Raw genomic sequence first — 13,764 nt, forward strand, 5'->3', positions numbered from 1 at the left:
TCGCCTTCCAACAATTCAAGTAAGCGAGAAAACTTTGCTGACTGACCGGTCAGTCTCCAATTTAATTTAGACGAATGGTCAACTTTCGTCAATCTTTGCCATGCATTAGACGGCGTTAAGTCGAATTCTAGCAAGGATTAGCAAGAGATTGTGATTCATCCAAGATCGTGATGTTCGGAGGTGCTTCGACAATCTATTTGGCCTCGAAGAGATAGTCGCCAATCCCGCCTTTTCGATTCGGCGGGATTTGAAACATCCGAACGGTCGCCCAGTTTCAGATTTCTCGTCCATCGCTCGTCTAGTCGCATGATCTTGGGTTTCGGGGAGAGCCGCACGGGGGGCATGAAGAAGTCAATGCTAGGCACATCGGAATCGGTCCTCGCTGATAGGTTGAAGAAGGCTGGAGTGCCGTTTGCCTTCGGGGAGTCGGGCCATTACGATGAAATCGGTCGAGCAAAAGTGGCCGGGAGAATGGATTTCCGAGACAGTGTCGCACCATGTCGATCCCGGCGAGAGGGGCAAATGACCAAGATTTCTCCGTCTTCCTTCATCATCGAGACGAATTCCGAGCGGTTCGTCTCCGATGTCATCGAGCGTTCGTCGAGTTTACCGGTTGTTGTAGACTTTTGGGCGACATGGTGTCAGCCCTGCCGAATCCTCGGGCCAACTCTCGAGAAGCTGGCCACGGAGGCCGAGGGAAAATTCATCCTGGTTAAGGCCGAGACCGAGAAAGTCCCGGAGATCGCCGCCGGATTCGGGGTTCGATCGATCCCGGCGGTATTCGCCGTCCGAGCTGGCAAAGTGGTGGACTCATTTGTGGGAGTCCTTCCCGAGCATGCTCTCCGCGACTGGATCGAGCGGATCATGCCGACTCCAGCGGAGATCCTTGAGGCCGAGGCCCTGGGATTGGAATCAACCGACCTCCACGGCGCCCAGGCAAAATATCGAGAGGCGCTGGCCCTGGATCCCTCGAGTTCCTCGATCCAGGTCGGATTGGGGCGGGTGGCCCTGGCCATGGGCCGGATCGACGAGGCGCGTTCTCAGATCGAGGCCCTGGAACGTCGGGGTTTCCTCGAACCCGAGGCCGAGACCCTCAAGGCAGAGATCACACTCCGTGGTAAAAGCGGATCGTCGGGGGAGGATCTGGATAAGCTTCGAGAGGCCCATCTGGCCGACCCCTCCAGTAAACTGGCCCAACTCGCGTTTTCCGAGGGTTTGGCCTCCGCCGGAAAGTTTGACGAGGCGCTCAGTCTGGCTCTCGACCTGGTGGAGACCGATCGTCGAGGAACCGGGGAGGCCGCTCGAAAGCTGATGATTGCTATCTTTCAACTCCTCCCAGCCGACTCAGAAGTGGCTTCCGACTACCGTCGACGTCTCTCCTTCGCCCTCTGATCGTTCCATGAGTCTTGAGGGAGGTGGATGATGTCTCTGATCGAGGTCAAGATCGAGCATGGTCAGACGTTCGAAGTAGCCCAAGAGCGACTGAGTCGCGCGGTTGGCGAGATCGAAGCGAAGTTTGGCTCGATGATCCGACGGGTCGAATGGTCAACCAATCGCGAGTCGGTCCGACTCGAGGGTCCTGGAGTTCGGATCGAACTGAGAATCGACGATCATCTGGTCCACGTTTCGGGCGATATCCCGTTGCTCGCTGGCCTCTTCGGTTCATCAAGGCTGAAGCAGATCCTCGAGTCGAGTTTCAAGAAACCGTTGAATTGAAAGTGAAGGAGTGATCCCATGGACCAGAAGGTGGAAAAGACCGACTCGGAATGGCGAGAGAGCTTGACGCCCGAGGAGTATCGGGTGCTCCGGGAAAAAGGGACTGAGCGACCTTTCACCGGCCGGTACTGGGACACCAAGAAGGGCGGGACTTATCACTGCGCCGCCTGTGGCGAGCCCCTGTTTACTTCGGAAACGAAGTTCGACTCGGGTACGGGATGGCCGAGTTTTTTCCGTCCCATCGACAAAGAGAGCGTCGAAGAAGTCAACGACCGATCCCACGGGATGCTTCGGACCGAAGTGACCTGCGGACGGTGCGGGTCACACCTGGGTCACCTGTTCGATGATGGACCAGCCCCGACCGGTCAGCGGTATTGTATGAACTCGGTCTCTTTAAAGCTCGAAGAGTCGTCGGACTAATTACCCGACCGAACCCGAATAAAGTGCGGAGATCTCCTCGCCATTGGCCAATCGGATTGGCCGATTGAAGCGATCGCGCAATTCAGTTTCCGGGTCGATCCCGAGGGCCCGGTAGACCGTCGACGCGAAGTCGCCCGGTCCGTATGGGCGACTCGCGGGATAGGCTCCGATCCGGTCGGACTGCCCGATCACCTGGCCGCCCTGGACTCCCGCGCCGGCAAAGGCGACCGAGAAACATTTGGACCAGTGGTCTCGACCGTCCGGTCCGTTGGCATTTCCCGTGCTCGAGCCGATTCGAGGGGTCCGCCCGAATTCCCCCGCGATGATGACGAGAGTCTCGTCGAGCCGCCCCGTGGCAGCGAGATCGGTAAGGAGTGCCGAGACTCCGCGATCGAGTGGGGGTAATAGGTCGTTCTTGAGCCGGCGGAAATTGCCGGAATGCGTATCCCAGTTCTGAACCCGCCCCATGTTGGCCTGAACGATCGGGACGCCCGCTTCCACGAGCCTCTTGGCCAGGAGGATCGATTGTCCGAACAAATTTCGTCCGTAACGGTCTCGGGTCTTCGGGTCTTCTCGTCCAATGTCGAAGGCCCGAGCGACCTTCCCGGAGAGGAGCATGGAATAAGCATGCTCGCGCTGCTCGGCCATGGAATCCCTGGGTTCCGTGGCTGAGAGGATATCGCGCCGAGCCGATAACTCGTCCAGAAGCTGACGACGTCGATTCATCCGCTCGACGCTGAATCCGATCGGAGGAGAGAGGCTTTCTTCTCGGAAATCCGACTTATTCGGATCTTGCTTGATCTGAAGGGGATCGAACTTCGGGCCCAGGAATCCGGCGTGCTGGCCGGGCCAGGTGAGTGGGCCTTCCATCAAATATGTAGGTAATAATACTCCGCTTGGAATCCCATCCTCCCGAGGCCGGAGATATTCGAGGGCGGAGGCGTAACAAGGATAATCGTCGCGGGAAGCGATCTTGTCGAAGAAAGCCCCCGGTTGGGAATGTCCGGTCAGGAGCTCGTGCGTGGCATTGAGATGATTGGTAAAGGTGTGGGACATCGACCGGACGATGGCCAGTTTCCCGGCGTGAGACGCAAGCCCGGGCAGATGCTCGCAATAGTGGACCCCAGGGGCCGAGGTGGCGATCGGTCGGAACTCCCCGCGGATCCCCTCGGGTGCCTCGGGCTTCAGGTCGAAGGAGTCGAGATGGCCGAGTCCCCCGGTCAAGAAGACCAGGATCATCGACTTTGCTCGCGGAGACGACGAACCCGGACCTCCCCTGGCACGTGAAGCCAATAAGCCGGGTAATCCGAGTCCCAGGAAACCCGAGAAACCCACCTGAAGGAACTCCCTGCGGACGATTCCGAAGGCGTGTTGGTGGGATCCGGTCATTCTCGGTCCTCGCGAATTGCCCCGATTTTCGATGTTCAACATGCATCAAGCATAGCTGGACCACGAAAGGGAGACAACTACCCGAATGGCCATCCGAGTGTCAGTGGATCGAGCAACCCGCCCGACCGTGCTTCTCCAGATATCTCTGGTGATATTCCTCGGCTCGGTAGAAGGTCGATGCCGGGGTGATCTCGGTCACGATAAGGTTTCGAAACAGGCCTGCAGCTTGAATAGCCTGCTTGGAATCCTTCGCCTGTGAATCCTGCATGTCGTCGTGCGTAAAAATCGCGGAGCGATACTGACTGCCGACGTCTGGGCCCTGACGGTTCAAGGTCGTTGGGTCGTGTATCGACCAGAAGACCTGGAGTAGGTTCTCGAATGAGACCTTTTCCGGGTCGAAATCGACCTCGACTACTTCGGCATGCCCGGTCCGGCCGGAGCAAACGGCTTGGTAAGTCGGGTCCGGAGTATGGCCTCCCGAATAGCCGACGGCGACGTCAAGTACTCCGGGAACGCCCCGAAATGCCAGTTCCACCCCCCAGAAACAACCTGCACCGAATGTCGCCTTCTTCATGGCCATGTTCCCCTACTATTAGCGGTGACCCTTCCACTCGCACGTATATAGTGTTTGTACGCACGGCCGACATTTCGGGCAAACGAGATTCGAGGAATCTCGACTGGAACCCTGTAGACTCCCGGATTAGGTGAGGTTTTGCGTAATCGTCGTCTGGCCATCCACTTGCGGGAATGTTAGCGTAAAACATTCCGAGGACGGGAATCTGCCGCGATGGACGAACGGCAATTCCCCGATCCGACTTCTTTTCGATTGGTACGCACCCAAGGATTTCCCATGAGTATGCATCGTCCCTCATTCCGAACCGCCCTCGTGTTGATCATTTCCGTCATGTCGACGGCGGCGGCCTTCGCGATCGACGCCGAGAAATTGGCTGGCGTGGTCAGCAGCGTCGACCTCGATTCCAAGAAGATCGTCGTGACCCCTACGGGGAAAGAGAAGCCCGTTGATGTCACGGTCAACGAAAAGACGGTGATCGAGACGCCCGCCGGAAAATCGATGAACTTGAAGGATTTGAAGTCCGGTGATGGGCTCGGGATTGCCCATTCAGCCGGGTTGGCCTCCAAGATCGTTGTCAACGTCAAGCCAGACGAGTTGACGGGTCATATCAAGTCGATCGGCACCAACCTGAAGACATTTGTCGTGACGGAAATTGGTACAGAGAATGACGTTACCGTGGCGGTTAGCCCTGAGACCTCGATCGTGACCCCTGCGGGAAAGAAGATCGAGTTGAAGGAGCTGAAAAAGGGCGATGGGGTGGGAATTTCCCACGTGAACAGCGTCGCTTCCAAGGTGGTGGTCAACGTTAAGCCGGCTACAAAGTCCGTCGAGTGACTCGAGACTTCTTGGGGGAATCGTTCAGGACTGGCCGATCGGCGATTTTCGGTCCTTGAACGGATGTGATCCGCATGGGTCTCGGGTTGTTCTCAATTCGCATGCCTTGCCGGGATCGGATACAGTACGTATCTATCCCGTATTAGGCCGCGAGACTTCCCGATGATTTCTCGTTCGACGACTCCCGTGACCCTGCCCCCCTCGGATCATTCCCCCCAGCCCTATGATGGCCCATCACGCGAGGAGGTTTTGTCCTTGCGCGGGGAGTATCTGACTCCCGGGTTGATTACGTATTATCGAGAGCCCCTGATGGTCGTCGAGGGGCACCTTCAATACCTGTGGGATGAAGCGGGAAAGCGATATCTCGATGGCTTCGCGGGGATTGTCACGGTCTCGGTGGGCCATTGCCACCCGAAGGTTGTCGAAAAGGTCCGTGCTCAACTGGGTAAGCTTCAGCATACTACGACCATCTACTTGCATCCGACTGCCGCGGTGTTTGCGAAGCGACTGGCCGAGCACATGCCGCCCGAGAGCGGTCTTTCCGTCTCTTACTTCACCAATTCGGGGAGCGAGGCGACCGAGGTCGCAATTCTCTCGGCTCGCGAGTTCACGGGAAATCACCAGGTTATCAGCCTGAGGAACGGATACCACGGCGGAACCCAGGGGGCGATGGGGCTGACAGCGGTAGGTACCTGGAAATTCAAAACAAACCCATCGCTGAACATCCTTCACGCAGCGCCGGGCTATTGCTATCGATGCCCTTTTGGGCTGACCTACCCGAGCTGTGACGTGAAATGTGCCCAGGACGTCGAGGATCTTATACGCCACGAGTCCTCGGGCGAGGTTGCCTGCTTCATCGGCGAGTCGATCCAGGGAGTCGGTGGAGTGGTCACTCCGCCCCCGGAATATTTCGGGATCGTCTATGAAATTGTCCGGGAGCACGGGGGGCTTTGCGTGGCCGACGAGGTCCAGACAGGATTTGGCCGGACCGGTACGGCTTTCTGGGGTTTCGAGAACTGGGGGGTAACACCAGATCTCGTCACCATGGCGAAGGGGATCGGCAATGGAACTCCGCTCGGGGCGTGCACCACTCGGCCCGAAATTGCCCAGGTGATGAAGAACCGGATCCACTTCAATACCTTCGGGGGAAATCCGATCTCGATGACCCAGGGTCTGGCCACCCTCGAGGTCATCGATGCCGAGCAAATCCAGCGCAATGCGCTTGAGGTCGGTTGCCATCTCAAGTCACGCCTTCTCGACCTTCAAGACCGTCAGCTTTTGATCGGAGACGTCCGGGGGATGGGCCTGATGCTCGGGGTGGAACTCGTTCTCGACCGATCGAGCAAGCGACCTGCCACAGCCGAAACGGCCGAGGTCATGGAACTTTGCAAAGTCCGAGGTCTCTTGATCGGCAAAGGTGGCCTGGCCGGGAACGTCCTCCGGATCAAACCGCCCATGTGTCTGACGATCGATGACGCGAACTTCCTGGTCGACTGCTTGGAGGAAGTTCTCGCGATCGTCAATGATCGAGGATAAGACGGGCATGGCTTTCGGGGACGATACCTCGGTTGCCTGGGACGGGGTGATGCTTCATAATCGGTCTCCCCTTCGCCTTCTCGATTGAAACCTCAGCCCCGAGCCCCGCAATGCCCGACCCTCGCTGGGATACCCTCGCCGAGATCCTCATCTGCCATTCGACTCGACTTGGATCGGGTGAGGCATTATTGGTCGAGTGTTTCGATCTGGACGACAGCACCTTGCCCCGACTCCTGGTTCAAAAAGCCGCCCGACGAGGTGGGTTTGCGGTGGTGGAGACGAAGGATACCCGAATCAGTCGAGAGATCGTCAGGCATGCCTCCGAAGAACAGATGAGGCTGATCGGCAACTTCGAGCTGCATCGGATGTCGAAGGTCCAGGCTTATATCGGCCTCCGAGGGGCGCGGAACATCAACGAGATGTCTGACGTCCCGGCCGAGAAGATGAATCTATTCAACACGCACGTCTTCAAGCCGGTTCACATGGACTGCCGGATCAAAAAGACGAAGTGGTGCGTGCTCCGGCTCCCCAATCCCAGCATGGCGCAGCAGGCGGGAATGAGCACGGAAGCGTTCGAAAACTTCTATTTCGATGTTTGCAATCTCGACTATCCCAGATTGGCGAAGGCTCTGGCTCCCCTCGTCGAGCGAATGGAAGCCGCCCGGGAAGTCCTGATCACGGGCCCGGAAACCAATCTCCGGTTCTCGATCGAAGGTATCCCGGTGGTCCCATGCGCCGGAGAAATGAACATTCCCGATGGTGAAGTATTCACGGCTCCGGTGAGAGACTCGGTTGAGGGTACGGTCCGTTTCAATACACCCACAGTCTACCAGGGAATGTCCTTCGACTGCGTCAAACTGACATTTCGGGAGGGCAAGATTGTCGAGGCGGACTGCTCCGGCGGCGATGTCAAGAAGCTTCGACGGATTCTCGAGTCGGACGAAGGGGCTGCCTATATCGGCGAATGGTCGATCGGGTGCAACCCTCGGATTCTCCACCCGATGCGCGATATCCTCTTCGATGAAAAGATTGCCGGTAGCTTTCACCTGACGCCGGGCAACGCCTACGACGAGGCTGATAACGGCAATCGATCGAAGGTCCATTGGGATCTGGTTCAGATTCAGCGGAACGACTACGGCGGAGGGACCATCGCCTTCGATGGTGTCCCGATCCGAGTTGACGGCCGATTCGTTCCGGAGGAACTTCAGGCGCTCGATCCGGAGTGAATCGATGCGGTAATGGAATGGCGACTCGCTTGCCAGGATGATCGCACTTTTGGTGGGACTGCGAAGCGCTACTCAGAATTTGGTTGATACTGTCCGTCCGGGAAGCCCTTCCTGGCTTGCATTTTGACCGGTTGCTCTGAAAATCTCCTTTTGGTTCACAAGATGGCAAATGTGGGTGGCAGGGCTGAGCTGCCGCCTACCACCGACACCCATACCGACCTTCTCATGGGGTTGGGCGACCATTCTGGTTATCATGACAGTTCGATTATTGGACGATTGCCACTCGAAGCTGTATGCACGCTCGATCGAGAATTCGGCACCGTCGCTCTATCGAGCTCCTCCAAAGGGAATTTCGACCCCCAATTGAGATGGATCACTTCCATGGGGATGAACGAACTTCTGTTCGAAAGATTCGAGTAACAACCTAAGTCTAGCCACGTTGAATCGTTATGAGCGGGACCCTCGACCGCTCGTGGCTACGGTCGATCGATTTCCGATCCATCGAGACAGAATCTCGAATCCATCCTAGGGTGGTTTGAACGCCGATGCGCCCGATCGAGTCCGTGAACTCATTCCGAACAGCGATGTCTAAGAGACTTCGCCTTCGCTGCGAGATGCAGGCCTGACGCGAGTTGAATTATGGAGGAGAAGTGGATGAGAAACGAACGGAATGTCATACCTGACGGTGCTGCCCTCGCACGATCGGTTCGGGCCGTTGCTTATCGGGCCCAGCGGACGCTCAAGGATCCCGTCGATCCAAACGACTCACAAGAACTACTCAACTCGATAAATGTGCTGGAGCGAGCATTCGAATTTCGAGGCTCGGACGATCTTTCGAAATGGCTTGCTAGTTTACGGCGTCGGATCGAAAGTCGAGGGATCATCGCCAACTGAGTCGCGTCTGATTTGTTGGATCCGCGAAATCTTGAAGTTTTAGATCGATCGGTCCGAAGATGATATAAAGTTTCACTATCGAATAGGCATAAGACCGACGAGACCCCTCCGAGAGGCGACACCATGATTTCGGCGATCACCGTGATCCTCACGGCTGTCGCGACGCTGGCCGCCGATGGTCACAGGCCGGCTCTGGTGAGACGAGGCGGAGATCCGGCTCGGGGGCTGATGGCAAATTACTCGGCGGGCTCTCGCCCTTTCGACGCTCCCGATCCTACTCGCGTCACCGTGGTCTTCGTCCACGGGTTCAATCCGCTTCCCCGGCTCGTCCATTTCGGCATGGCCGAAGAGTTCGCTGATTCACTCTCCCGGCGTGGCGGCGCTTCGATCAACTTGCTTGCCTGGCAATGGAATGCCGCCACCTGCGAAAGCCTTCGGCCTAGCGTAAATCTTCAAGCGGCGGTCCGTCAGGGGCACTCCCTGGCGCAGCACCTGATGGCCGCCGGTGTCGATCCCGCTCGGACTCACCTGATCGGTCAGAGTGTGGGCGGGATTGTCGTGACCACGGCCGCACGCGACCTGGCAATTGGTTTGCGCAGGCCCGTGGCCCAGATCACCTTGCTTGATCCCGCAACGTATTACCACTCGTTAATCTTCAAGGAGCTCGAGGTCGGTTCTCTGGCCCCGATCGTGGAGAACTACTGGAGCCCCGGCCCGAGCGCCTTCGGGAACGAGGTGGCCGTTCCTGGGGTCTTGAACTACCGGGTCGATAGTTCCACGCATTTCGTGGGGCTATTCTGCCCGCTCCGCTCCGATCATCTGCTGTTGGTCCGCTGGTATCTGAAAACCGTCGAAGATCCTCGATGGCCGGGCGGTTTCAATTCGAGCCCATTCACGAACGGTCCGGTGCTCTGAGTCCCTCCAGTGGGCGATTCAGGCACCTGTTCGGAGAGCACCCTCCACGGCAAGGGCCAGATCCTCCGGCCTCTGGCTGCCGATCAGGATCCTCGACCCGTCGATCAGATGGAGTCTCACGCCTCGATTTCCCCGGGCATTCAAGGCAATTTCGCCATCTCTCCCGCGTTGGAGACCCCAGCCGCCGAAGTCGGCGATCGGTCGATACTGGACGACTTCGACTCGCCGGACCGTCCCGATCGGGATCGATCTGCGGTAGGTCGGGACGAAGCCGAACCAGACTCGGATTTCGGAGGGGTTCACTACCGTGGTCATCCGGAGGAGCCCGATGGTGAACAGGAGCGGGAGGACAAGCCCGGCGAGGAATCCAACCGACAGATCTCGGGCATGAGGGCCAGCCACAGGTGCGCCGGGGTTTTGTTGCCCGTGGAAAATCAACCACGAGATGCCCATGATCAGGGCAAGTAATCCATAAATCCACCAACCGAACCGCTGCTCTTCACGGTAGATGGCGGACGGTGGCTGAATGGCGGCAACGGAGAGGCTCACGAGACGCCCCACGATGTTTCGCGATTCGAGGAAGCCCATTTCGACAGGAGCCGATCCATCACTTGACGCCCGGCATCGGCCACTCGATCGGCGGTGATGGCCCAGAGCTGGGGGTTGAGGACTTCGAGCGACACATATCCGTCGTAGCCGATCGATGCGATATGATCGAGAATCGGACCGATTAGGAAGTCTCCCTCGCCCGGGAAGATCCGGTCAGCGTCTCCGGCCAGTTCGCGAGGAACTCCACTAAGATCGCAGACCTGGACCCAGGCCAGGTTCTCGGGGGTGAGATACGCCAGGTCCTCGAACTTGCTCGGCCCGGTGTAATAGTGAAAGAGATCGAGACAGACGCCGACACCCTCGGCCCCTGATTGGGCGATGAGTGCCAGCGTCGTATCGAGGCTGGCACAGAGCTGCGTCCCCTTCTGGAACTCCAGGGCCAGGCGCACTTTGGCTGCTCGCGCCAGTTCGGACGCCTCGGCCAATGAGGCCGAGGCCCGTCCGTAATCCTCGGGGGCGACATCTCGCGTGAAATCGGCGGCAACCACCAGGATTGGCACTTCCAGCTGATGGAGGAGATCAAGCCTCCGATGAAAGAGCTCGAAGTGGGCCTTACGCTCGGGACCGACCGAAAGTAGGAGGCCTCCTTGTGATGAGGCGGCGACCGGCTTGAGACCATTGCCTTCGAGGAGTGATTTAGCCTCGGAGACCGGGTGGGTTTCCAGGAACGTCTCCAACTTCGTCAGCCAGAGTTCCAGGGCCGGCCAGCCGGCCATAGCGTAGGACTGCAGGTCCACCTCGAACGAGGTACTGAGTGTGGTCGCCTGGCTGATGCATGGCCTCATCGCGTGCTCCGTTCCGGGTAAGGGCGACTCTCGGATTTTCGATTACAGATCGAGCAAAATAAAACCCAACGAATCTGTAATGTTCAATCGGAGATCTCCGGTCACTCGGACTCCGGGATCGGTTGGCCGTCGAGGAGGTCGCGTACGGCCTGGACGACCCCGGCCGATGGGACTCGCCATTGTCGACAGGTATCTCGGTCTCGAAAAGTGACGGTCCCGTCGGTCATCGTCTGCCCATCCACGGTGATGCCCAGCGGAGTGCCCGCTTCATCCTGGCGTCGATAGCGTCGACCGATCGCCCCCTTCTCATCCAGGAACACGTTGAATTGCTTCTTGAGATCGCGATAGATCTTCTCCGCCGCCTCAGGCATCCCGTCGCGTTTGACGAGCGGGAAGACGGCTGCTTTGATCGGAGCAAAACGGGGGTGGAGCTTGAGAACCGTCCGCGTCTCGCCGGCGACCTCGTCTTCGCGATAGGCTTCGCAGAGGAAAGCCAGGGTCGCGCGATCGGCCCCGGCCGAGGGCTCGATCACATGCGGCAGGTAGCGTTCCTTCTTCTCCTCGTCGAAGTAGGTTAGGTCTTTCCCGCTGAATTTCTGGTGCTGACCGAGGTCGTAAGCCCCTCGGTGGGCGATCCCCTCCAACTCGCTGATCCCGAAGGGGAAGTCATATTCGATGTCGGCGGTAGCCGTTGAATAGAACGCCAGCTCATCCGGGTCGTGATCACGGAGCCGGAGTCGGTCGGACTGGAGACCATGCTGGACATACCACTGGAATCGGGCCTTCCGCCAGAAGGCGTACCAGTCGGACGCCTCCTCGGGCTTGCAGAAGAACTCGATCTCCATCTGTTCGAACTCGCGAGAGCGGAAGGTGAAGTTCCGGGGATTGATCTCGTTCCGGAAGCTCTTGCCGACCTGCCCGATCCCGAATGGTAGCTTGACCCGGCCGGTGTCGACCACGTTCTTGAAGTTGGCGAAGATCCCTTGAGCGGTCTCGGGGCGGAGGTAGGCGACATTCGACTCGCTTTCGAGCGCGCCGACGTGGGTCTTGAACATCAGGTTGAACGAACGGGGCTCGGTCAAAGTGCCGGGCTCGTCGGTGGATGGGCCGATGACCTTGACCCGATCCTCGGCGGAGACTTCCAGATAAGGGATGACGTGGGGCGGAGTCTCTGGAGTTCCGAAGCGCCTGGCAAGTTTCGCGATCTTCTTTTTCGGTCCTTCCGCAGCATCATCGGGCGAGGCGCCAAGGCCGGAAAACCACGATTCGACCGCCTCGCCCTTCTCGTTCGGCCTGGGAAAGCGCGCGACGAAGACATACATCTGGTCGGCTCGATAGCGTTCCTTGGTCGATCGGCAATCGACCATCGGATCGCTGAAGCCTCCGACGTGTCCGGAGGCCTCCCAGACCTTGGGATTCATGATGATCGAGCTATCAAGTCCGACCATCGAATAGGCGGAAGGGGCGGATTCCGGCTTGAGGGACTCGTCGTGGGCGGTGATGTTGTCGCGCCACCAGGCGTCCTTGATGTTACGCTTCAACTCGACCCCAAGGGGGCCGTAATCCCAGAAGCCGTTCAGTCCACCGTAGATCTCGCTCGAAGGGAAGATGAACCCTCGGCGTTTGCAGAGCGAGACCAACTTGTCCATGTCCATCGCGTCGTCACCTTTCGAAGGGGGCATGACCTTGGCAGGGCCCACCCCGCTGAGTCATAGCATCGGTAAAATGTGGGATCAATCACCCGCGTTGAAAAGTCGAAGTCTTGGGCCGGAACCATCCGTCGCTGGTACGATACGCGTCGGGTCGCGGAGCAACTCTGCCGCGAAGGAAAATCGATCAATCTGTGCGGCGTCTTCGAGGTCTTCCTGCAGGTCGATTTCGAGGATCCTACGGCCTCCTCGGCCGTCGGCCAATGCCTCGGCCAAACTGGCACCCTCATCCATCATCGCCTCGGTCTCCCTCCAGAGGGCCGCGGCGATCTCCGCCTGATCATTGGCCAAAGGCGACGCGATCATCCTCCCTTCGTCGGCGGTCCCCGCCCGATCCCATCCCCAAGCATCCATCTCGTCGGCGATCGATCCGGCGAAGATCGAGTCTTCCAGGCTGATCTCCCCTTCGGTACCGGCGCAGATCAGATGGATCGGGCGTCCGTCGGCTTTCAAGGCCTGGATGGTCGCCTGTCGGTTCACGAAGGATCCTATCAAGACCCGATCGGCCTTCATCGAGGCCATGATAGCGCGGGTACCGTTGGAGGTCGTCATCACCACGCTCTTGCCGGAGCATCTGGCAGGAGTGAACGAGGATGGAGAATTACCCAGGTCGAACCCCTCGATGGGCAGTCCGCTTCGCTCTCCGGCCAGGATCGCCTTACCTAGAGGATACCTCCCGAAAAGTTGGCGGGCCTCCTCGATTTCCAGGCAGGGAATGATCGATTCGCAGCCGGCGGCCAGGGCGTGGATCATGGTTGTGGTCGCCCGTAGGATATCGATCACCACCGCCACCCCGCCTTCCAAGGCCCCGGAAGGGATCAAGCCAGGCAGTAGATGAGCAAAGACCGACGGTCGGTGCGACATGTAGAACGACTGCCTCCGGCATGGAATTCGGGATGACGGCAAATCGCCAGCGACGGGTTACCTGGTCTCGATCCGAAGCCATCAACCGGCCGACCGAGCTTTCCAAAGTGAGACGCGTGGGCCTCGATCTTTCCCGACCCTTGGGTTCCGATCCGAAGATTATGGCATGACGGGAGGCAGGTTGGGGAGTCCGGATTTCTGACCGGGAAGGACGGGACAACTTCGGCTTCCCGACGAAGTCGTTTTCCGGTAGGTTACCGCTTACCTCCAATGCTAACTGCCGCCACGTCCGG

At 58.6% G+C, this 13,764-nt stretch carries 13 protein-coding genes; 7 read left to right on the plus strand and 6 right to left on the minus strand.

What is annotated here, in order from left to right; translation table 11 throughout:
* Window positions 1-522 precede the first annotated feature (522 nt).
* The 3 genes from P12x_RS18925 to msrB are packed head-to-tail and all read left to right on the plus strand — an operon-like array spanning window position 523 to window position 2,136.
* Complete coding sequence (locus P12x_RS18925; RefSeq protein WP_435006133.1) at window positions 523-1,392, plus strand: tetratricopeptide repeat protein; 870 nt, start codon at window positions 523-525, stop codon at window positions 1,390-1,392.
* Window positions 1,393-1,422: 30 nt separating this feature from the next.
* Entirely contained in the window at window positions 1,423-1,716 is a 294-nt protein-coding gene (locus P12x_RS18930) for a polyhydroxyalkanoic acid system family protein (RefSeq protein WP_435011691.1), read from the plus strand.
* Window positions 1,717-1,734: 18 nt separating this feature from the next.
* On the plus strand, window positions 1,735-2,136 hold the full coding sequence (gene msrB, locus P12x_RS18935) for a peptide-methionine (R)-S-oxide reductase MsrB (RefSeq protein ID WP_435006135.1): 402 nt from the start codon (window positions 1,735-1,737) through the stop codon (window positions 2,134-2,136).
* Here the strand turns inward: msrB and P12x_RS18940 are convergent, their stop codons facing one another.
* Window positions 2,137-3,525 carry a DUF1501 domain-containing protein gene (locus tag P12x_RS18940; protein WP_435006136.1) on the minus strand — a complete coding sequence of 463 codons (1,389 nt, stop codon included), beginning with the start codon at window positions 3,523-3,525 and terminating at the stop codon, window positions 2,137-2,139. It abuts the gene before it with no gap.
* A gap of 100 nt (window positions 3,526-3,625) precedes the next feature.
* Window positions 3,626-4,099, minus strand: a complete 474-nt coding sequence (gene msrA, locus P12x_RS18945; protein ID WP_435011692.1) for a peptide-methionine (S)-S-oxide reductase MsrA — start codon at window positions 4,097-4,099, stop codon at window positions 3,626-3,628.
* A 213-nt stretch (window positions 4,100-4,312) separates the two neighbouring features.
* Between msrA and P12x_RS18950 the strand changes: the two genes are divergently transcribed.
* From P12x_RS18950 to P12x_RS18965, 4 genes are all read left to right on the plus strand, one after another.
* Entirely contained in the window at window positions 4,313-4,933 is a 621-nt protein-coding gene (locus P12x_RS18950; protein WP_435006138.1) for a hypothetical protein, read from the plus strand.
* A gap of 162 nt (window positions 4,934-5,095) precedes the next feature.
* Window positions 5,096-6,469, plus strand: a complete 1,374-nt coding sequence (locus tag P12x_RS18955; protein WP_435006140.1) for an aspartate aminotransferase family protein — start codon at window positions 5,096-5,098, stop codon at window positions 6,467-6,469.
* A gap of 110 nt (window positions 6,470-6,579) precedes the next feature.
* Entirely contained in the window at window positions 6,580-7,695 is a 1,116-nt protein-coding gene (locus P12x_RS18960; protein ID WP_435006142.1) for an aminopeptidase, read from the plus strand.
* Between the two features lie 1,017 nt (window positions 7,696-8,712).
* Window positions 8,713-9,504, plus strand: a complete 792-nt coding sequence (locus P12x_RS18965) for a hypothetical protein (protein WP_435006144.1) — start codon at window positions 8,713-8,715, stop codon at window positions 9,502-9,504.
* Between the two features lie 18 nt (window positions 9,505-9,522).
* Here P12x_RS18965 and P12x_RS18970 read toward each other — a convergent pair whose 3' ends face one another.
* The 4 genes from P12x_RS18970 to P12x_RS18985 form a co-directional block, all read right to left on the minus strand.
* Window positions 9,523-10,053 (minus strand): hypothetical protein, encoded by a 531-nt coding sequence (locus P12x_RS18970; protein ID WP_435006145.1) that lies wholly within the window; start codon window positions 10,051-10,053, stop codon window positions 9,523-9,525.
* Window positions 10,050-10,898, minus strand: coding sequence for a sugar phosphate isomerase/epimerase family protein (locus P12x_RS18975; protein ID WP_435006147.1), 849 nt, complete (start codon window positions 10,896-10,898; stop codon window positions 10,050-10,052). The genes P12x_RS18970 and P12x_RS18975 overlap by 4 nt, the downstream gene beginning before the upstream one ends.
* Before the next feature lie 101 nt (window positions 10,899-10,999).
* Entirely contained in the window at window positions 11,000-12,553 is a 1,554-nt protein-coding gene (locus tag P12x_RS18980) for a glycine--tRNA ligase (RefSeq protein WP_435011693.1), read from the minus strand.
* A gap of 78 nt (window positions 12,554-12,631) precedes the next feature.
* Window positions 12,632-13,471, minus strand: a complete 840-nt coding sequence (locus tag P12x_RS18985; RefSeq protein ID WP_435006149.1) for a 2-phosphosulfolactate phosphatase — start codon at window positions 13,469-13,471, stop codon at window positions 12,632-12,634.
* Window positions 13,472-13,764: the final 293 nt, after the last annotated feature.

The sequence above is a fragment of the Tundrisphaera lichenicola genome, assembly GCF_051175385.1.
Classification (GTDB): Bacteria; Planctomycetota; Planctomycetia; order Isosphaerales; family Isosphaeraceae; genus Tundrisphaera; species Tundrisphaera lichenicola.